The 20,443-nt window shown below is 62.0% G+C and carries 15 protein-coding genes and 2 pseudogenes; 12 read left to right on the top strand and 5 right to left on the bottom strand.

Annotation, left to right across the window (positions count from 1 at the left end; genetic code table 11):
• The first annotated feature begins 118 nt into the window (after positions 1 to 118).
• The gene (locus tag AC5RUK_RS07685) at positions 119 to 1,483 is read left to right on the top strand and encodes an MFS transporter (RefSeq protein ID WP_494151808.1); all 1,365 of its coding nucleotides are present in this window, start codon (positions 119 to 121) and stop codon (positions 1,481 to 1,483) included.
• Positions 1,484 to 2,177: 694 nt separating this feature from the next.
• Here AC5RUK_RS07685 and AC5RUK_RS07680 read toward each other — a convergent pair.
• Together AC5RUK_RS07680 and AC5RUK_RS07675 are read right to left on the bottom strand one after the other, a co-directional pair.
• Complete coding sequence (locus AC5RUK_RS07680) at positions 2,178 to 3,449, bottom strand: AI-2E family transporter (RefSeq protein WP_494151807.1); 1,272 nt, start codon at positions 3,447 to 3,449, stop codon at positions 2,178 to 2,180.
• 657 nt (positions 3,450 to 4,106) lie between these two features.
• Positions 4,107 to 5,414 carry a hypothetical protein gene (locus AC5RUK_RS07675; RefSeq protein WP_494151806.1) on the bottom strand — a complete coding sequence of 436 codons (1,308 nt, stop codon included), beginning with the start codon at positions 5,412 to 5,414 and terminating at the stop codon, positions 4,107 to 4,109.
• A 603-nt stretch (positions 5,415 to 6,017) separates the two neighbouring features.
• Here AC5RUK_RS07675 and AC5RUK_RS07670 point away from each other — a divergent pair.
• Both AC5RUK_RS07670 and AC5RUK_RS07665 read left to right on the top strand, forming a co-directional pair.
• Complete coding sequence (locus tag AC5RUK_RS07670) at positions 6,018 to 6,734, top strand: DUF2238 domain-containing protein (RefSeq protein WP_494151805.1); 717 nt, start codon at positions 6,018 to 6,020, stop codon at positions 6,732 to 6,734.
• A gap of 1,338 nt (positions 6,735 to 8,072) precedes the next feature.
• Entirely contained in the window at positions 8,073 to 9,080 is a 1,008-nt protein-coding gene (locus AC5RUK_RS07665; protein ID WP_494151804.1) for a hypothetical protein, read from the top strand.
• A gap of 155 nt (positions 9,081 to 9,235) precedes the next feature.
• Here the strand turns inward: AC5RUK_RS07665 and AC5RUK_RS07660 are convergent, their stop codons facing one another.
• Positions 9,236 to 9,550: a hypothetical protein gene (locus AC5RUK_RS07660; protein WP_494151803.1), complete on the bottom strand. Its 315-nt coding sequence runs from the start codon at positions 9,548 to 9,550 to the stop codon at positions 9,236 to 9,238.
• A 651-nt stretch (positions 9,551 to 10,201) separates the two neighbouring features.
• On the opposite strand from AC5RUK_RS07660, the gene AC5RUK_RS07655 reads away from it, so the two are divergent.
• Positions 10,202 to 10,384: a hypothetical protein gene (locus AC5RUK_RS07655; protein WP_494151802.1), complete on the top strand. Its 183-nt coding sequence runs from the start codon at positions 10,202 to 10,204 to the stop codon at positions 10,382 to 10,384.
• 54 nt (positions 10,385 to 10,438) lie between these two features.
• Here AC5RUK_RS07655 and AC5RUK_RS07650 read toward each other — a convergent pair.
• Positions 10,439 to 11,208 (bottom strand): annotated as a pseudogene (locus tag AC5RUK_RS07650) (DUF6994 family protein).
• Between the two features lie 338 nt (positions 11,209 to 11,546).
• Between AC5RUK_RS07650 and AC5RUK_RS07645 the strand changes: the two are divergent.
• From AC5RUK_RS07645 to AC5RUK_RS07615, 7 genes and pseudogenes are all read left to right on the top strand, one after another.
• A complete protein-coding gene (locus AC5RUK_RS07645) occupies positions 11,547 to 12,065 on the top strand; it encodes a hypothetical protein (RefSeq protein WP_494151801.1) in 519 nt (172 codons plus the stop codon).
• A gap of 839 nt (positions 12,066 to 12,904) precedes the next feature.
• Positions 12,905 to 13,597: an MSMEG_4193 family putative phosphomutase gene (locus AC5RUK_RS07640; RefSeq protein WP_494151800.1), complete on the top strand. Its 693-nt coding sequence runs from the start codon at positions 12,905 to 12,907 to the stop codon at positions 13,595 to 13,597.
• 24 nt (positions 13,598 to 13,621) lie between these two features.
• Positions 13,622 to 14,173 (top strand): DUF3090 domain-containing protein, encoded by a 552-nt coding sequence (locus AC5RUK_RS07635; RefSeq protein WP_494151799.1) that lies wholly within the window; start codon positions 13,622 to 13,624, stop codon positions 14,171 to 14,173.
• Positions 14,173 to 14,940 (top strand): SCO1664 family protein, encoded by a 768-nt coding sequence (locus AC5RUK_RS07630; RefSeq protein WP_494151798.1) that lies wholly within the window; start codon positions 14,173 to 14,175, stop codon positions 14,938 to 14,940. Before AC5RUK_RS07635 ends, AC5RUK_RS07630 begins: the two co-directional genes overlap by 1 nt.
• Before the next feature lie 320 nt (positions 14,941 to 15,260).
• Positions 15,261 to 15,548 (top strand): annotated as a pseudogene (locus AC5RUK_RS07625) (DUF8453 domain-containing protein); the annotation flags it as partial.
• 245 nt (positions 15,549 to 15,793) lie between these two features.
• On the top strand, positions 15,794 to 17,401 hold the full coding sequence (locus AC5RUK_RS07620) for a hypothetical protein (RefSeq protein ID WP_494151797.1): 1,608 nt from the start codon (positions 15,794 to 15,796) through the stop codon (positions 17,399 to 17,401).
• Positions 17,398 to 17,937 carry an NUDIX hydrolase gene (locus AC5RUK_RS07615; RefSeq protein WP_494151796.1) on the top strand — a complete coding sequence of 180 codons (540 nt, stop codon included), beginning with the start codon at positions 17,398 to 17,400 and terminating at the stop codon, positions 17,935 to 17,937. The genes AC5RUK_RS07620 and AC5RUK_RS07615 overlap by 4 nt, the downstream gene beginning before the upstream one ends.
• A gap of 107 nt (positions 17,938 to 18,044) precedes the next feature.
• Here the strand turns inward: AC5RUK_RS07615 and ychF are convergent, their stop codons facing one another.
• A complete protein-coding gene (ychF, locus tag AC5RUK_RS07610; RefSeq protein WP_494151795.1) occupies positions 18,045 to 19,130 on the bottom strand; it encodes a redox-regulated ATPase YchF in 1,086 nt (361 codons plus the stop codon).
• A 78-nt stretch (positions 19,131 to 19,208) separates the two neighbouring features.
• On the opposite strand from ychF, the gene AC5RUK_RS07605 reads away from it, so the two are divergent.
• Entirely contained in the window at positions 19,209 to 20,420 is a 1,212-nt protein-coding gene (locus tag AC5RUK_RS07605) for a DNA recombination protein RmuC (protein ID WP_494121854.1), read from the top strand.
• Positions 20,421 to 20,443 lie beyond the last annotated feature (23 nt).

Genomic DNA, 20,443 nt, shown 5'->3' with positions numbered 1-20,443 from the left:
GGAGTTGCAGCAGTAAGAGGACGGCCTGGAGGCCAGTTTGTGACGCTGGCCTCCAGGCCGCACCCTTCGTTCCGTACTCATCACATCGCCCACCTATTCCTGCGAAAAAGGAACCGTCATGTCCACTGCTCCAACCTCGCAATTCGTCGAATCCGATGTCAGGCCCAAGGACGTCCGGCTGGCCACCTGGATCTGCTTCTTCGCCTGGACCTTCGCCGTCTATGACTTCGTCCTGTTCGGCAACCTCCTGCCACAGCTGGCGTCAGACCTTGGATGGAGCGCGGCCCAGTCCACGGAGATCAACACCTGGGTAACTGCCGGCACTGCGCTCGTGGCCTTCGCGATCGGACCTATCGTCGATCGGATCGGCCGCCGCAAGGGCATCCTGATCGCCGTCGCCGGTGCCGCCGTCGCCTCACTGCTGACCGCCATGGTCGGGTTGGTCGTTGGCATCGCCGCCGGCCTCGGACTCGTCTTCCTGGTCCTGGTGCGTTCACTGGCCGGCCTCGGCTACGCAGAACAAGCCATCAACGCGGCCTACCTCAACGAGATGTTCGCCCACCACAGCGATCCGGCCAAGGCGCGCCGACGCGGTCTCATCTACTCGCTCGTCCAGTCGGGCTGGCCTGTCGGCGCCGTACTGGCTGCCGGATCTGTCTACCTGCTGTTCCCCATTGGCGGGTGGGTGCTCTGCTTCATCGTGGCCGCCTTTCCCGCCGTCTTCATTATCATCGCCGGACGCTGGCTCAAGGAAAGTCCCCAGTTCGCCCACCGTCACCAGATCGAGCAGATGATCAAGGAAGGTCGACTGGAAGAAGCGCAGCAGCTCGGTCGGAAATACGGAATCGATGTCTCTGAGAAGGCAAGTCCGCTCGTCTCGGTCTTCCGCGGGGAATCGCTGCGGTCCACCCTGACCATCGGCGGCGCCTTCCTCCTGAACTGGCTGGGCGTCCTCGCCTTCTCGATCCTCGGCACGTCACTGCTTTCGGCCCCGGACGGCAAGAATCTCGAGTTCGACAACGCACTGTTGATCCTTGTCATCTCCAATGCCACAGCCTTCGCCGGTTACCTGTTCCACGGCTGGCTGGGCGACCGGATTGGGCGCCGCAACGCGATCGGGATCGGCTGGATCCTGTGCGCCGTCTCGTTCTTCATCATGCTCCAGGCCCCGAACGGGAACTTCCCGGTCATCGTCGCGCTTTACAGCGCCGGGCTGTTCTTCCTCATCGGCCCCTTCTCCGCCTTGCTGTTCTTCACCGGCGAGAGCTTCCCCGTCCACACACGGGCTACGGGAAGTTCCATCATCAACGCCTCGGGCCAGATCGGGGCGATCGTCGGCGGCTTGTTGATCACCGCTACCCTCGCCGCCGGCGGCGGCTGGATCAACGCCAGCCTTTGGTGGGGTGTTCTCCCCATCTTGGCCTCCGGACTGCTGATCTTCGCCGCCCGGAACGTTGACCCCGGCAAAGTCCGCATGGACTGACAGGCCGAACTCCCGCACCACAAACACCATCCGCCCGGCGAGAACTCCTGACACCCAGAGAGTTCTCGCCGAGCGGATGACTTTAAATCCCTACAAGCACTGTCTGGCTGGGGTACGACCTAGATCCGGGGAAGGTGAAGGTGCGGTCCTCTTCGGCGGCTCCGATGGCGACGGGTCCCGTCGATCGTGCCGTCCGGAGCGCCTAAGAAGCCTTGGAACACCCCTTCGAGAGCGTCGGACGACCAGGATACGAGGCGCAGGACCGCGAACTGTGGGCGCTGATGGACGACGCTTCACCCTCACCCGAGGAATACCTCCAAAGTAGAAGCAGCGTGCTCAAGAGCTGGTCGTCGCACCAGGGATGTATGCGCAGCCGCAGTTGTCCCAAACAGCTTCCAAATCAGCCGCACAGACTACCCCTAGTCGTTCTGGCGTGCGTGTCTGTGTATCGTCGAGCGTCCGAACGACTCGTCAGAGGCCAGAGGTTAGAGCGCAAACCTGAACTCAACCACGTTCCGTAGCCAAATAACCCTTGGGATTTCCATTGGTTGTGAGCTACGCCCCTTCTGTGTCCCCTGTAGCTTCTAGCACCTCTTGACGACGCTGGACGGTTGAGTCCGCATCGCTCCTGACTAGAGCCACAAAGTCCTTCTGCTGGATGTACTCCTGGAGCATCCCTAGGGTAGCGCCGACCCTAGGCTCGGCCGGCGCCGGTGTCGCGGACGGCTCTGCTACCGCCCGCGCCGTCGTCGTTCGTCGCATGGTCCCGGGACTCATCCGTGGCCGTCGGCGCACCATCATCGGAATGTGCCGCGTCATCGGCGGAGGGACTCGCCGGCGTGAATGAGATGTCGCGCACGTACCGCAGCACGACGATGCCGACCGCCGTGACCGGCGCAGCCAAGAGCGCGCCCGTGATACCGAACAACGTGCCAGCCACGGTCACCGACGACAGCACGACGGCGGGATGGATATGGAGCGCGCGCCCCACCAGCATCGGCTGGAGAATATTGCTCTCCAATTGCTGAACCAGCAGCACAATGCCGAGCACGATGAGCGCCGTCGTCCAGCCGCCGGAGAGGAGAGCCACAAAGGCAGCCAACGCGCCGCTAGCGATGGCTCCGAGGATCGGGATGAAGGCCGAAAAGAAAATCAGCACCGATAGCGGCAGTGCCAACGGAACGTCCAGGATCCAGAGCCCCAGCCCAATGAACACCGCATCTACGAAGGCAACGGCAGCCTGAGCCAGAATATACCCCGATAACGTCTGCCATGCCTTCACAGAGACCGCCTTTATATGCCTATAAGCACGGGCGTTGCTCCAGTGCGCGACCCACGGCAGGAATTTGTCTCCGTCCTTGAGGCTGAAGAAGACGAAGACGACGACCAGCAAAAAGATGATGATCCACGATGTGATCGCTCCCACACCGCTATAGATCCCGGAGGTGATGCCGGAAAGGATGGCCGAGATGTTCTCCCGCACCTGTTGCAGTCCGGTGTCGATCAACTCGTTCAAATCCACGTTCTGCAGATTGAACGGAGGACCCGTGAAGAAGGCACTGATCTGGGTCAGCGTTTGCCGGGCCTGCTCCACCAGCCCGGAGGTCTCCGACAGCAGGGACGGAACCATCCACCGTATGATGCCGTAGATTACCGCGAACAGGGCCACGATGATCACCAGCGCCGCCAGTGCGTTAGGCAGCGCTTTGCGCAGCAGGCGGTTGACGGGCCACAGGATACTGCTCAGCAGCAGGGCCAGCAGGATGGGAAAAACCACGGTCCACAAGTAGCCGGCAATATTCCAAAGAACTGCTGCTCCAAGGATGAGGACGATTCCCCCGGCCACCCATTTGACGGTCCCGACGAATATTCTGGCGAATTCTCCTGGTCCGCCCTGCTCCAGGGCTTGGCCGCCGCCCTCGGCTTCGCTCTGCTGGTCGCGGTTTGCTTGCGGCGTCCGGCGCACACGGTCCTGGGAGGAATCCATACTCTTTATCCTGCCGGACCGCGCCGCTCCGTAGTAGTCACCTGGTGCGGGACCATTGTGTATGTTCAGCCCCGATTCTGGATCCCGCCCAGCGTGCCGCCGCCCGCTGCGGCCAGCACCACCAAGGCTCCCGCAACCTCGACGGGTTCGCCTCGAAATCTGCGGCGTCAGAATGTACGTCTCGACCTGCATGTAAATTAGGTAGTAAATGCCTGGAGCCAATGCTGCCTCCGGTATAGAGCCCCCGGGGGCCGGGACTGCTTGGAGAGGCCCTGAAGATGGGGGGCGGACGCCATAGGGAGATCCGCACAAGGAGGCGACCCCTGAGGAGGGGGGTGGCCTTGTTAAGGCTGCACCAGAACGGGTTTACACCCACATGAGACGGGGCCCCCACCCTGGCCAGGACGGGGACCAGCAGCCATGCGGCAGCCGACGGGCCGGTCCGCGACCTGACGCCGTTGCACACCAGGGCGCGCTGGCCTTTGCACCGGCCAAGGGCAAAGCCAAGGCTCGGCTGGACGAGGATTGCAGACTGCCGTCCCCAGGGTGCATGAAATGGTGGGTACCGACCGACGGTGCGCTACGGCGCCGACCGCCTTGGGGAGATCACAGTGTGTCGGTAATCGCCCTCTTCAGTCAGCCTGAGTGAAAGACATGTAGGCCATGCTCGTAGACATCGACCGGGCCATCGTCAGAAACTTTGATTGCCAGACCACAAATGCTCGCGTTCCACGCCGCGGTGCTCCTTGCACCAGGAAACCGCTCGAGATCCTGACGTCCCGCCGCAGCAAGCGCTGCAGGGCTGGGTTCAGTAATCATGCTTGCGACGTCGATGATCCTGCCGTGATCATCTAAAAGAACGGCACCATCAATACCGGAGGCCGCTTGCAGAACTCTGATGGATGTCGGATCGCCCAGGATGCCGCCCGACACGGACGCCCGGAGGGTGCGCGCAACTCGGTCCGGGTTTGCATGGTCAGGAACGATCTCGGACGGATCTGCGTCGGCGTCCAAGAACACGTAGAGCGATCCGCGACGTTCGTACCTGCATCCCGCCACAAGCCGTAGCGCGTGTTCGGCAACATCAGCGCCTAGGCGGGCTTCCAGTAAGCGCCTCAGCACACCCCAGTCCTGATACAGCCAACTGCCCTGAGAGTTGATGAAAGTCACTCCTGTCGACAGTGCGAAGTGAATGTCGCCGGACGGCGACGCAGAGAGGATCGACGTGCCCGTCCGAAGAAATCCGTACAAACCTTTCAGACCCTCAGCCGGGGCCAGAACCTCGGAATCTTCCCACTCCCCGGAAGTGTCAGCGAAGCCTTGGGCAGCACCTCTTTGACCACCGGCGACAAGTGCAAATTTGCCATTTTGCAAGAATGGCTTCAGCCATTTCTCTCTGAGAAGCGCTTGCTCGAACGAAAGCGGTTGATGCAACGGATGGAATCGAGTACTGGCGCGTTTCGTGAACGTGGGCAAATGCTTGACCAGCACGACGTTCCCGGTGAACCGAGAACCTTCGTATGTTTGGCGCGCAGCCGCCTCGAAGATCCTGATCCATCGGAGAAGTGGCGTGGTCGAGAACGGCGACAAGCGAGCCGCCGCCCGCAAGAACTGAGTAGCTGCCAACGCACTCCATAGATCCTGTGCCACCGATACATCGCCTACAACCTGCAGGTCCGATCGGAAAACCGACAAAACTCTTTTGATCAGGCGGATTTCATTCGGCGAAGTTAGCCGACCGGTCGGGAGGCCAATGGTGACTCTCTCTCGATGATCGGCCGAAGCAACCCATGCCTCGTAACGACCATCGATCACATCGGCGAAGCCCACGCGCTCTGCGCTAGGTGGCGCGTTTTCGGTGCGTTCAATGGACCAACCTTGGACAACCTCGTTAAGCAAGTTGGCCAATTCGGCAGCAAGGTCCTGGGTCGTCAGTATTGGCATGAGGCAGCCGTAAGTTGTCGACGCGCCTGGTCGTCATAACCTCTAGAGTCGAGTCTGCGACGATCCAATTGGACCTCCGTCGTTGCCTTGCACTCGTTAAGGCGCGTCGTGGAGCTTCTACCGGAACGAAGTAGTCGAAACGCCCTCAGCCAACCATGGCGATGCCGTATTTTTCACCCTACTCCCCTCACGATCTGACTTTCATCCGTTGTGAGGGCTTTTCTGCTTCGCGGCACCGTCACCTGCAGTGATGGTTCGATTCGCCTAACAAAACTAAATTGGGTAGGGTCGAGGCCGTCAGCAGCCCAGCGCAGTAAACAGAGAGTCAGAGACCTACCAATCGTTCCCCCAGAGTGTCGGCTTGGACCGCCTCGCGGCGACCTGATCCTTCGGTCACGCAGAAGGCCTTGGGGACCTGCCACCCGATGTGCTGGCGGCTGGGCACTACGGGGCTGGCCGTTGCCCCGTCTTCGGTGCCACGTCGCGGCCGTATTGCCACCGTGTGTCTCGTGCTCCCGAACTGCGCTCGTCGTCGCCGGAGGGCATCTGCGTGCTTTTTCGCGCCCGAACCCCCTCCCTTGAAATTTTGCGAAGGAAGACTGAATGAGTGAAGGCATCGAAATAGGAGAAACGGTGACGTCCAGCGGCGCGCTCAGGCGGCACACCCCACTGATCGTGGCCGAAGCCCTTTTCGCACTCTCCGCACTCAGCGCGCTCATCCGCGGCGAGTTCACGGCAGCCGTCATCCCCGTCGCACTGCTACTGGCCTCGTTCCCGGTTCTGCTGGTGGAGCGGTGGGCGCGCGTTGAAATCCCCCCACGGCTACAGGGGCTGTACGCCGTGCTGCTGCTCGGTGGCCCGTACCTAGGAAGCCAACTGGGTTTCTACGCCATATGGACGCTGTGGGACACGGTCGTGCACTTCTACTCCGGATTCGTCGTCGCGCTCGGGGCTGTTTTTGCCCTAGGCATCACCGGCCGCCGCTACGGGTTCTCGATGCCACCCTGGTTCGCGGCGGTGATGAGCGTCGCGTTCAGCGGTTTCGTCGCCTTGCTGTGGGAGATCGCGGAGTTCGCCTCCGATGCCGTGCTCGGCACCACCGCGCAGATCACCAACTTCGACACCATGACGGACCTGATCGCCGGAACCGCGCCGGCGATCATCGTGGCGACCACTCTGTTTTTCATCCAGCACAGGGGATGGTTCCCCTCCGCCGAGGTCCCGACGCAGGGCCATCCACCTCGGCAGGTACCCGATGCGCACACCCCGGCCGCGGGGCAGCCTCGGAGTGCTCCGGTGACCGAAGGCGCCACACGATAAGACCCGAACCACCGGGCCCGGCAACGACCGGCACCGCTGACCGGCACCACCCCCTAACCACGGCCCGCCCGGGCAGGACGAGCACACCGATCGCTGTCACGCCCCCGGCGGCGTCCCCGCGCACCGGCGGCAGCTCGTGGCCGGTGCCCGGGGTCGGGAGGTCGCTGGGCATCGTGCGAGGTCGAAGCCATTCTGGCACGCCCACCATTTCACCACCGCCGTGCGTCGGGAGACACCCCAAGCAGAAGTGGTAGCACGTTGGACTCCACCGGTTCCTGACACCGCCCGCCAGGTCCGTCGTCATCCACCCCCGTGGTCGCTGCTGTCGCCCATGCAACAGTCCGACCGAGAACGCGATGCGAGACGATGGGCATGCTCCGTTGCGTGGTCACCCGCGTGGACTTGATGGGGGTCTATGAGCGGGGGGACGTCATTGCCGTGGGAACCGTACTCCTAGGCGCACCTCAACGGGGGTCGTTGCCCTCCTTCTTGATGTCCTAAGCGCACCGGAATCCGATGTGGGTGGTGCGCAGTCCTGTAGTCCGCAGTGTGCCGGCGAAATCGACCTGACGAAATGTCCAACAGATGCAAGAACTCCCGACCTACCGACAGTCAATGAGGAGCCGGAGCACAGGGCGTTCTGGACAACTTCTGAGTTGTTCCCCGCGATATCCGGACCAGCTCAAAACACCCCGGAAATCCTCACTCCCCGTGAAAACCAGGGCCCCGCGAACGCAAGCCTCGGACCTTGCAAACTCCTCCGCGACCGCTGCCACTTTTCGCCTTGACCCTCAGACGTTAAACCGGAATTCCACCTAGTTCAGGCACGGAGAAACATTTGTTCTGGCGCCACTCCCATCGGAACGGTCGTAGGTCAGAACCTCTGCGTCTTCCCAGGTTTCCACACTGCGACACCAGATTGAGAACTTACGTATCGGCCTGAATCCTGGTTCTCTTTGCAGCGTCGAGATTCACGGCAGTTGCGATGTTCGTCAGGGTTTTCGACAATCGTGAGCTGGACCGCAAAGAGACGCCCTTCAGACGGCGCAAGGATGGGAGGCGCCATCAACTGAACGCTTGCAACTAATTCATCGTCATTAGACTCGGTCGGGGCTCGATTGCAGCGTTGCGAGTTTCGAGTAAGGGGGATTCGGGGCGCTACCTCGAAAAGGTAAGCAGGCGGGTGAATAAGTTTTTTCGGGTTGGACACTCAGATACCGCAAATTCGGTCCGCAAGCATCTAAAAAGCGTTTCCCCCACCATTGCCTGCGCGAGACGTTTTCTAGTGTAGATTTCTGCTAGTCAATGCGCTTAGCGCTTCGTCCCAGGGGGGGTCAAATGATTCGAAAGCTCCTTGCTACAGCCATACTGTCTGCCCTTTTTCTGGCCGGCGTCGGCGTCTCACCTGCCACCGCCGCAAACTTCGACCTCGACAAGCAGGCGGTACTCAGTGTCTACACACCCGCCGAGGGCACCTGCTACGGCGCGTCAGGGTACTGCAAGGAAACAAGGATCATTGCCTACCACTGGCATATTCGCGACAAGCATATCGGTGAAAGGCCTGGCTCAACCACAGCGACCTTCACGAACCTATCCACCAGAAAGCCCGTCAAGGTCTACGGCGTTTCCACCGAATACGAAGCCTTCTTTAACGGCGCCACTTCGGAGCTTTTCCTAGGGGATATCGTCCTTCCGCACGGCAAGTACGAAGTCGCCTTCGAGCTCGACTACCCTGCCGGCTCCTGGTGCGAGACTCTTTACTGGTGCACCCCGATGCCCCGCTACCGGGAGACCCGGATCTTCCAGTTCGACTGGAAGGGCAAGGATCTGGACGTGGGGCAGACCTACAAAGCGAAATCCACGCAGAAGGTCACTAAGGCCACCACATATACTGCACGGAAGTCAGCCAGCTACACCGGCAAAGCAAGGCACACCGCCACGGCAACTGAGACTTACAAGGCTAACGGAAAGACCTATACCGCGAAGGCGTCCTCGACGACCACCGTAACTCACAAGGTAAACAAGACGGGCACGTACTCAGTCAAGAGCCTTAAGCGGACCGCTTCTGCAACGCGTAGCGCGACCAGCACCGTATCGCAGAAGGCCGCCAACACCGCAGCCGCCAAGGCCGCCAAGGCCGCGGCCGGGACTGCTGCGGTGAAATCTGCCAAGACCCACGCTGACAAACAGGCCTTGGCCAAGGCCAAGAAACTCCTCACCTCAAAAGTCAAAGCGACAGCCGACGCGAAAGCCAAAGCTAAGCTGACCTCGACTGTAAAGGCGAAGACGTTGAAGGACGCTAAGGCGAAGGCTATGGCTGCTGCCAAGGAGAAGGCCGGCCGTTAAGCTCGGCCAGTATGTAGACAGATCGCAAAGGGCCACCACAGGGGGTCCGGCTTCCATGTCGCCATGCCCCGAGCCTAAACCTGAGGAGGAGGGAGGGGTACCTCCTTCGGCCGGCTATAGTCCCGCCCGCCTGCATTAGTGCCGGCGCAAGCGGCTCAGTCCCTGACGATCTGTCCCCCCAACCCCTGGAGATACCCCGGGCCGGACGCCTCGACATGATCGAACCAGGTAAAAGGGTGCCGCTCCGCGAGGACAGCGTGCAGGAGCGGATGCCCGTTGCGCAGCGACACCTCCCACTCGTCCCATCGGCACCGATCATCGAAGCCGTCGCTGACGATGTCCCAGTCGTTGTCTCCGATGGGACAGTCCTCGTTCTCCTCGTCATCGACGCTTTCACGAGGCTCGATCCGGTCGAAGAGCTCGGGCATCTCTTCCAAGGACGCCTGAGCGCCGCTCAGCGCCGCCCCCATCAGCACCTCGTCGATAAGTGCCCCCGGCCGGTCGAATCAGCTTGTAGCAGCGCTGTCGAACCGCTTCGGCCCAGGCGCGGCTCTCCCCCACGAGCATCATCACCCGCAGATCGAAGAGGTGGAAGGGACAGATCTGGTGGAGTGGCCTGTCGGGCTGCTCGATCCAGTCGGCGATGTCCGTGTCGGCCCAACCGACCATCTCTATCGCGATCGCATACGCCTGCCGCGGAGTCAGATGAGGAGTGCCGCGCCAGGCCGCCTCGAACGCGGCGGCGGACTTAGCAAGGGCTCGCGAGTGCTCGGTCTCGCCAGCGAGGACGCGCTCGCACGCCAAGCGAGTCCTGGCGCTCACGGACTCGGACTCCTCCTCCCAGCGTCGTCAGGTTGCGAGGCTGGGACCCGCGCTAGTAGCAGCTGCGCTCTGTGTTAAGCCCAGCTCGGTACGTCGATCACAGCGAGAGTTCAGAAGCACCCTATTGAGTACTCAGTAAGTACTCAATAGGGTGCTTCAAGCCAGCACGGTGAGATGAGCCCCACCCCTGACAGCTCTTGCGACACAACCGTCACCAGATGTTAGAGCGCAAACCTAAATTCGACCGCGTTCCGTAGCAGAATAACCTTAGGTAGAACTGGTACTTCTGCTCCTGGGGGATGAATATCGGGCAGTTCAAGCGCCACCCCGTTACCGGCTTCATCGAGCACCCCGAGTACGGCACGGCATGGCGGGTGGCCCTGCAGGTCGGCACGGCCGCGGCCCGGCGGCTGCACTTCTGGCGCGGCACGGACGGCAAGGTCATGTTTGCCACCGTCGGCATCCACGACATGGGCATTTAAGCATGACGAGCCATCAGCGAATCGGTTGTCCCTCTCGGCGGAACCTTTAGGGCGCTACTGGCGGACCTCAATCTCGGCGTGGTTCTTGATAACCCACTCGGCCATGCGGGTCCTTCGCTTTTCGATGAACACCAGCGTATTTTCCCGATACTCCACGTATTCCTCTTTTGTGGCCGGCGTCCCGGAATGCTTGAAGTCTTTGAATTCCAGGAAGAACTCAACCTCCTCGTAGTTGGGCGTTACAAGGTCCTGGAGGTGGAAGAAGTCCACGAACTCCTTGAACCCACCCTTGAAGAGCTCGAAGAAGTCCGCGTACGCGTCGGTGACATCCGCGAGGGGGCTCCCTGGCTCTCCTGCGTAATGACGCCGGATGCACTCAAGGGTCAGGTCCATGCGGTCAGCGATCCTAGGCGCATCCCTCGAGCCCTGTTCATGGTGTTCCGGTTGGTCTTTCTGACGGGCCAAATCATCGCACTGCCGATGGTGTACGGCGGGTTGAGGTAACGGGACCTCTGATCCTCGTCCAGCAAGGCGATGGCGTCGACCAGCGACTTCGGACGCAACCAGGTGGTGTAAGAGGCGGTGATGGCGTCGCTGCCGTACACATACCTTCCCCCGGAGGTGTCCTCGAAGAGGAGGTAGTTTTTTCGACGCTCCCGCGCTACGGTCGGCACGGTCGGCTCGAATAGGACGCCGGAGCTTAGTTCCTTGGTCCACAGCAGTTCATGGTCCGCCCGGAGCCTAGGACTGTCCCTGTCCGGGTCGGGATTGGTTCTCGCGGGATTATCGGTTTTGTAGTCGAAATGAACGTCGAAGATTCGCATGGGTGAAGTGTATGCGCATGTTCGGCATGGGGCTGGAGTTGCGTATCTGGTGAGGATTGCAACTATGACGACGACAGCGCGCCAACTAATTCCTCCAAGGCCTCGGACGCCGAGGTTATATGGCTATCAAGCGGCTTGAGCGAGAATACTTCTGAGAGAGAACATCGAGCGGATGGCTCCCGTTAAGGCCAACGCTCCCAGAAAAAGACGTAACCCCTATCGTGCAGTCAAACACCGGGCAGTCGAAGGTAGCCATCGGAGCACTGTCTGGTTCAACGGAGCCGAAGAACTAAGTTTGATACATCGATTGGACCTGCTGCGTTGGCAGCGGAGATCAGGTGGGCATGGGCGACCGCGAGGACTTCGTGGCGTTGTTGGAGCTTCTGTCGGTGGTGCGCAATGCTGTCCTGCGTTATCCCATGTCAGCGCTGGTGGACAGGACGGAGCACGATGGCATGACTGTCAGTTCCAAAGTCCATGTCGAGGGTGATCGCCGTTGGAGCGTCGAAGGCGACGACGCCTCCATCACGTGCGATCCAGTGGATGGCTGCGTGATCAGGACTGACCATTCCGTCGAGGTGCTCGGCCACAGTCGACCGGCTTGGATGCCGGAGGAAATCCAACTGTTCTACCCATTGGCTATGAGGATCTGGGGCGGCCACCAAGACAACCAGCGCATCATTGGTGCGGAACGGACGGAGAACGGCATCCGCCTGTCGATGGTGTACATCGAGGACGAGGACTATTCAGCGGAAGCTGTCTTCGATCCAGAGCACGGTGTGATAATCGATTTCCATACTGCGGCCGAAAGGTTGACTGTCCGCGGCCTGCGGACCGACATTCGCGACCAAGTTTGACCGGCGCAGAAGTAGAGCCGGTGCAGCTTGGCTGCGCAGGCTCTCTTCCAACGAGGCCGACGGCTCTGCAGGTTGGTGTAGGAACTGTAGATCGTCTCCGCTCGCCCCGACGATCTTTTCGATGTCCGATTTCAGCCGTCCGGTACATGGTCCGGGCACTCGAAGATTGGCCAGTCATTCTTTTGCTGCAAAATGTTGGCGGCATCATCTTGACTAGTCGGGGTGACCGCAAAAGCGAATGGCGGCTAAGAACACGGGATCCTAGCGGCCATCGCAAACGGTCTCAGCGAGATCAGGAACTAAACATTGAATCTAAATTCCACCACGTTCCGTAGCCGAATAACCTCATGACGGATCACGGCTGTACAACCACTACTTTGCAGCACAGAGCATCCTTTCCCTGCTTGAAGACACCCTTCTAGCGTCGCCGCCCGTGAAAATCCAAGCTAGCAAAAGCTAAGCGCGCAGGCTCAGTCCCGTCATTACGAGGCTGTACAGCTCTGTTGGGTCATTCGTGAGGCCTTGCCCACCATGATCAAGCGTCTCCTGCAAGTGCTCAGGGCTATCTGAGGTTGAATAAATAATTTGCGGAGTCGTATCCCCAAGTCTCGTCTAGAAGAACGCACCGATGCCGGTTAGAACTCACCGACAGATTCGGCAAGCACGCCGTCTGGTGCTCGGCCCTTCGATAGGTACACACCCAGTCAAACTATGTCCACAGTTCGGCGTGGACGCAGACCTCACGTTGGTCTGTCCATCCATGAATGCTTTATTTGCCTGTTCAACACGCGACCCGGTGCGGTTCACACCGCCATTGAGCGGGTGGTTAGGCTGGGTGGATGGCGACAGTTATTCTCGTGCGGCATGGCCGCACCACAGCCAATGCCACTGGGCTGCTGGCCGGTCGGGCCGACGGCGTCTGCCTGGACCAGGTCGGGCGTGACCAGGCGGCCCTGACCGGAGACCGGCTCGCGGCCGTGCCCGTAGTCGGGGTGGTGTCGAGCCCTCTGGAGCGTTGTCGGCAGACCGCCCAGTTCATCCTCGATCGCCAGCCTGGCACGACGTACGCGCCGGTCGATCCGGCTCTCACCGAGTGCGATTACGGCCAGTGGCAGGGCCGCACGCTCAGTGACCTCGCGACCGAGGATTTGTGGCCGGTTGTGCAGTCGCAACCGTCCGCCGTCGTTTTTCCCGGCGGTGAATCCATGGCCGCGATGCAGGCCCGGTCGGTGGCAGCAATTCGACGTCACGATGCAGCCTTCGAAGCCGATTACGGGCCAGAGGCCGTGTGGGTTGCGGTCAGTCATGGCGACATCATCAAGTCAATCCTCGCTGACGCGCTCGGCATGCACCTTGACCTGTTCCAGCGTCTTAACGTGGGCCCAGCGTCCGTATCGATCGTTCGCTACGGCGTTAGTCGACCAAGCGTCTACGCGACCAACACCGACGCCGGTGATCTGTCGTGGCTGTCGAACGGCATCCAGTCTGGCGATACCCCGGTGGGCGGCGGTGCAGGGCTAAAGGCGCCATGAACCTCGTGTGCCTAAAATACTGACATGCCTACACGTGTTCACGAGTTCGCCTGGCCCGATCGGGTCGTCGTTGGCACCATTGGCCTTCCGGGGGCGCGTACGTTCTATCTGCAGGTGCGTTCGGGGACGCAGATCGTGAGTATTGCCCTGGAGAAGCAGCAGTCGGCTCTGCTAGCGGAGAAGATCGACGAAATTCTCGACCAGCTCATCACTGTCGAGGGGAACCCCTTCAGCGTTCCCACGAGTACTCCCATTGAACTTGTCGACAATGACCAACTCGAGGCCGTTCAGGAGCAGTTTCGCACCGGCTCCATGAGCTTAGGTTGGGACCCGACGACGGCCCAGGTCGTAGTTGAGGCCTACCCCATCACCGACGTCGATGCTGACGACGACGAATCGCTTGATGAGGGCGACGCTTACGCGGCCGAAATGCTGCTGGTGCGAATGCCGGTCGGCACCGCCCGCGCATTCGCTAAGCGCACCCGTGAGATCGTGGGCGCCGGACGTCCGACGTGCCCGCTCTGCGGTTACCCCATAGACGCCGACGGGCACATATGTACCCTTCCCGAGGCCTGATGCGAGCTCCGGACCTGGTAACCGCCGAGCTGACGCTCACCGGCCGCATCACGACGGCTTCAAACGCGACATTTCTGGGCAGCATCGGCGACGTGGTGGTCGTCTATAAGCCGATAGCAGGCGAAAGCCCGCTCTGGGATTTTCCCCACGGCACCCTGGCTCACCGGGAGGTGGCCGCCTACCTGGTCTCGCAGGCCTTCGGCTGGGACGTCGTGCCGCACACCTGGCTGCGCGATGGTCCGATGGGCGAAGGAATGGTGCAGCTCTGGCAAGAGCAAGACCCCGCCCAAAGCGCCGTGAACCTAGTCGCGGCGGAGCAGGTGCCGGAGACGGGCTGGAAACACGTTCTCGAGGGTCGAGATGCGAACGGACAGATGGTCGCCCTCGTTCACGAAGACTCGCCGGCGCTCAGACGCATGGCGGTGTTCGACATCATCGTCAACAACGCCGACCGCAAAGGCGACCACATTCTTGCCATGACGGACGGACACCGGCACGGCGTGGACCATGGGCTCACCTTTCACTGTGACCACAAGCTGCGCACGGTGCTGTGGGGATGGCTGGGAGACGCTCTAACCGCCGAGGAGCGCGACGGCATAGATCGTGTCGGCGAGGAACTGCACGGCGGGCTGGGCCGAAACCTGGCGGAGCTGCTCAGCGCCGAAGAAATCGCATCGCTTGCCACGCGCTGCGCCCGGTTGCGCTTGTTAGGGCGGTTTCCGGCTCCGAGCGGTGAGATGTCTGCGGTGCCCTGGCCGCTGTTCTAATTCGTTATGAAGCAATATGCGGCGACATCATTTCGACTTGTCAACGGGTGGCCGTAAAAGCGCATAGCCGCCAAGAACATGTGCTCTTAGCGGCCATCGCAATAGGTCCCCGGGGTCAGGAACTATACGTTGAAGCGGAACTCAACCACGTTCCGCAGCCAAATAACCTCTCGCCGAACAAGAGGTACGCCTGGGAACTGTCTTCACCGGCGTCAGACCCGACACCCCCTTCCGGTATCCAGGTTTGGTCGTGGGCTTTGCACAGTCGATGACTTCGCGCTCGATCTTCGAACAATGCCGTAAAAGAATCGAGGGCTCAGACTGAAATCCAACGAGATTTGATGATCCAGGCCGCCCAGCCCTATGTGTGGGCGGACATTCAGCCGGTTAGGCAACAAGGTACGATGCTTCAACTGGTCACCGGTAACGCGGGCCCAACATTGGCGAGGAACGTCCGCGTGGTCATTGACCCGCCGATCCCCGAGCATCCGAAATATTCGGGAGCGGCCGGTGTGTCGCCCGAAAGAAGTGCACGTATTCTCTCGGTGGCTCCGGGAAGAGTCATCCGCTGGTCCCTTGCACGGGGCTCCCGGCCGGGTGAGACCTGACCAGACGCAATGGTAGCTCGCCGACTATATCGAAGTCTCATGCCCGAGTTTCCACCAAGACGCAGGAACTGACCGCCCAACGCACCGCTCTAGACATTCAATCTAAATTCGATCACAAGACGTCGTCGATCAACGTCCACAGGACTCGGCAGTCACCGTGTCACCAGCCTTCCCGGTTGCGTGCCCGTCAGCGGTATTATTCACGCAGCCGCAGGGATTGCCCCTGACGTGAGAGAGGACCAGTGTTGAATTTGACGGAGCAGGCGGAGCAGACTGGCGTGTCTACCCGGATCAGCGTCTTCAACCTCGACCCGGTCGAGCAGACAAAACTGTGGCTGCAGGTCGGGCCGACCGAGGCGAAGCGGGTGCTTGTCGGGGTGCTGCGAACCGCGCTGCTGTTCGGCGGCACCGTCGTCGTCGATCGCAACCAGCTCCTTGAAGGAACCTTTTTCGTCGCGATGTCTCCAGACCGGCTCGCCTGGCACCTCGGACTGGAGCCGGGAGCGCCCCTGCCGATCGAAGTGCAGCTGCTGCCGTCGACGCCCACCGCGACGCCGGCGCCGGGCCCATGGCTGCTCGCTGACGGAAGGAGGAGCTGGGGTGTTGACGATGCACTAGCCACGGCAATCGAGGCGAATCATGCGGCGATCCGTGACGACCCGCACCGGGTATCGACGCCGCTCATAGCTCTGACCGGCGGAGCGTACGAACATGCTTTGGACGTGAGCCAGCGTCCGTCGCATTCTTCCTCCGGCGGTATGGTCGCGGATGCTTGGTACGATTCGGACCCGGTCGTTGTGCCACAGGCCCTCTGGGCCGCGCGGGACATTGAAGTGGCGAAAGCAGTGCGTGAGAACGGTCGGCGGGCGTGGGTTGAGGCGATGCGGGATGGACGCGTCCAGGTTCGCAGCAGCGCCGGCTTGGGGCCGAACCCGCTTGGTCCCGAGCTCGATTCCGAGCTTCCCCCGAATTCCGGTGACCTCCCGGAGGTGAATGAGCTCGTCGCCGCGCTGATGGGTTTGGAGTACGCGAACGATGCTGACCGGCGCAAGGCCGCTCCCTGCGGAGTTGTACATTCGGGCGAGTCCGAACCCTGCCAGCGGGCTCACGTGACGACCCGATCCCTTGTGACTCGGTGGCTTGACGGCGAGCGGGTGGAGTTGCTGAAGCCGCTGCAATTGCCGGAGCCGCTGCGGGATCCCGAGTTAGCTGGCCACCGCAGCTCAGCGCTCGGCTGGTGGACGCTCGCCTACAACCGGGCCATCTGCGATCGGGACAAGCTAAGGCTGCTCACCATCTACAACGCGCTGCCGTCGCCCTCGGGCATCCATGGCGACGGCGCTGCGGCTGCCGAGCTCGCCTGGGGACTTCGCCGACCCAAGGAAAATCTGCGGGCCCGGATGCGCGCCCGCCTTCGACGCAGGTCGCGGGCAGCGGCCCCAGCCGCGAACACTCTGCCTATCGGTGGCGACGTTGTCAGCCGTCTGGCAGCCTTCACTCCCTCCGAGTACTCACGGCTCCAGGCCTTCGAGGCCGTGGGCTCGAGCGAGTTGTTGCGTAAACCGGGTCGGCGGTCACTCGTCGATCTCGTGATCGCCATCGACGAGATCGCCGGTGACACGACGTCACGATCCCGGCGGATGCGGTCAACGATGCTGCGCTGCACCGTCGTCACCATCGGTGGGCTCTCGGTTGTGCTTTACGACTACGGGCTCCTCGCCCTGTCCGATCCAGTCTGGGGGGTCATCGCGTTCGTTGCCGCTGCACTCCTCGCCGCGCCTTGGTCAGATCTTGGTACCCTCCGCCGCATGTCCGGATCACAACTGCAATCCACCCTTCGGTTCCAGGCATGAGAGCGACCCCCCGCTGGCGCAACGTCTGGACCACGCCGGGGACGCGGCTCTTCGTGCAGGCGCGCGAAGAAGAGGGCTGGACCCGTCACCGAATCCTGTCGAATTCCGAGGGCGACGGGGCAGTTGCAGTTGTAGTTGACGGAGCGCGGGTTCTATTCATCGATGTGGAACGGCCAGCAATTGCGCGGTCTCTGTGGGAACTGCCACGCGGTCAGGCCGACAAAGTGGACGGATCCCCGGAGGCGACAGCTGAACGGGAACTTCTCGAAGAGACCGGTCTGGTGGCGATCGAGTCCCGTCTGCTCGGCCAGATCTGGGCGGAGAGCGGCCTGAGCGGTGACGCGGTGAACGTCGTTCTCGTTCGTGTCGATCCTCATGCCGAGCGGGCCGCCGCAGAGTACTCGACACTGCGGTGGATCGAACTGGATCAAATCGGCCAGGAGATAGCCAACGACCAGGTCCGTGACGGCATCAGCATCGCCGCGCTCGCGCTCGCTTGGGCGAAAGGCGAGCTTAGTACTGCGGCTCCCGCCTAGGAAGCAGTGCGTCGCCCCCGTGTAACCTATGGGTCGACAAACGTGTCGAAGAAGTCAGGCCGGTTCACTGTTTCCGGTCTGGAATCGCTTTCTAAACCAAAGGGCACCTAAACATTGAAACGGAATTCCACCACGTCGCCGTCGACCATCACGTAGTCCTTGCCCTCGATCCGCACCTTGCCGCGGGCCTTGGCCTCGGCCATGGACCCGGCCTCCACCAGGTCGGCGAACGACACCACCTCGGCCTTGATGAAACCGCGCTGGAAGTCCGAGTGGATCACGCCGGCAGCCTGCGGAGCGGTGTCGCCGCGATTGATGGTCCAGGCGCGCGCTTCCTTCGGCCCGGCCGTCAGATAGGTCTGCAGGCCAAGAGTGTGGAAGCCCACCCGCGCCAACTGGTCCAGCCCGGACTCGTCCTGGCCGTTCATCTCGAGCATCTCGCGGGCCTCTTCCTCGTCCAGCTCCACGAGGTCCGCCTCCAGCTTGGCATCCAGGAACACGCAGTCGGCGGGTGCCACCAGCCCGCGCAGCTCGGCCTGCCGCTCGGGACTGCCGAGCACGGCGTCGTCCACGTTGAACACATAGATGAACGGTTTGGCGGTCAGCAGGCTCAGTTCCCGGAGGTTCTCCATGTCCAGCTTGTCGCTCTCGACCGAGGAGAAGACGGTGTCGCCGCGTTCCAGGACTTTCTGCGCTGCCTGCAGGGCAGCCAGCTCCGCAGCGTCGCGCTTCTTGATCTTGACTTCCTTCTCCACCCGCGGGAGGGCCTTCTCCAAGGTCTGCAGGTCGGCCAGGATCAGCTCGGTGTTGATGGTTTCCATGTCCGAGCGCGGGTCGACCTTGCCATCCACGTGGACCACGTCGGGGTCGTCGAAAACACGGATGACCTGAGCGATCGCCTGCGCTTCGCGGATGTTCGCCAGGAACTGGTTGCCCAGTCCCTCACCTTCGGAAGCCCCCTTGACGATGCCCGCAATGTCCACGAAGGACACGGTCGCGGGCAGGATCCGCTGCGATCCGAAGATCTCCGCCAGCTTCTCCAGCCGCGGGTCCGGCAGCGAGACCACACCGACGTTCGGCTCGATGGTGGCGAACGGGTAGTTTGCCGCGAGCACGTTGTTGCGGGTCAATGCGTTGAAGAGGGTTGATTTGCCGACGTTGGGCAGTCCGACGATGCCAATAGTTAGAGCCACGGTAGTCAAGGATACCGTGGCCCGGACACGTCGACCCGCGTGCCGTATTTTGTCCGAGGCGGCTGGCATGGTGAAGGTATGGATGCATCGCATGTACTTCTTGCACTTCTGGCCCTGTTCGTGGGCGCCGCCGCCGGCGCCGCGGCCGTGGCCGTCCTCTTCCGCCGCCGGCTGGCAGATCTGCAGGACGCAGCCAAGGACGACGGCGACCGGCTGGCAGAGCTCTCGGCCCGCCTCGCCGGGGTGGAGGCGGAGCGCCGGATGCTCGCCGAGCAGAACGCGCAGCTCTACGCCCAGGACGAACAAGAGAACACCGTGCTGCGCGCCCTGATCCCGGTCGGTGAGAAGCTCAAGCTCGTCCAGCAGCAGGTCAGCCTGCTGGAACGGGACCGGGTGGAGCAGTTCGGCCAGTTGGCCGAGCAATTGCGTGCAGCCCAGCGCAGCGACGAGGCGCTGATGCGTTCCACGCAGACGCTCGCCTCCGCGCTGCAGTCCAATTCCGCCCGCGGCCAGTGGGGCGAGGTGCAGCTGCGCCGCGTGGTGGAAGCGGCCGGCATGCTCGCCCGTGTGGATTTCGACGAGCAGGTGCATCTGGCCGGCGCGGACCGGACCGGCCGCCCGGACATGATCATCCGGCTGCCGGGCGGAAAGTCCATCGTCGCGGATGCCAAGGTCCCGCTGCGCGCCTACCTGCAGGCCCAGGAAATCCCGGCGGCCGCATCGGCCGCGGAACAGCAGCAACGAGTGGATCTGCTGAACGCGCATGCCAAGGCGGTGCGCGCGCACGTGGATGCCCTGGCGGCGCGGAAGTATTGGGAAAGCCTGCAGGCTTCCCCGGAGTTGGTGCTCTGTTTCCTGCCCTCGGAAGCGGTGCTGTCCGCCGCCCTGCATGCCGATCCCGGCCTGCTCGACCATGCCTTTGCCCGCAGCGTTGCGCTGGTCTCCCCCGTCTCGCTGCTGGCCACGCTGAAGTCGGTGGCCTTTACGTGGCGGCAGGAAGTGCTGAAGGACAACGCACGCGAGATTTTCGACCTTTCGCGGCAGCTCTACGAGCGGCTCGGAACGCTGGGCGATCATGTCACCCGGCTGGGCTCGTCCCTGAAGAGCTCGGTGGAGCGGTACAACTCGTTTGTGGGGACGCTGGAGTCCAGGGTGTTGCCGACCGCACGGAAGATCTACGCCTTCGACGGCACTTCCTTGGAGGAACCCGCGGCCCCGGCGGCCTTGGAGAACACGCCCCGGCTGCTCTCGGCCCCCGAACTGATTGAAGGCCGGGACCCGGCCGCGTAGCAGGGCAATCGGTACCGCCGTGC

It is taken from the genome of Arthrobacter sp. Y3223065 (assembly GCF_059090885.1).
Note: the sequence above shows the minus strand (reverse complement) of the source record. Positions and strands in the feature narration are given on the sequence as shown.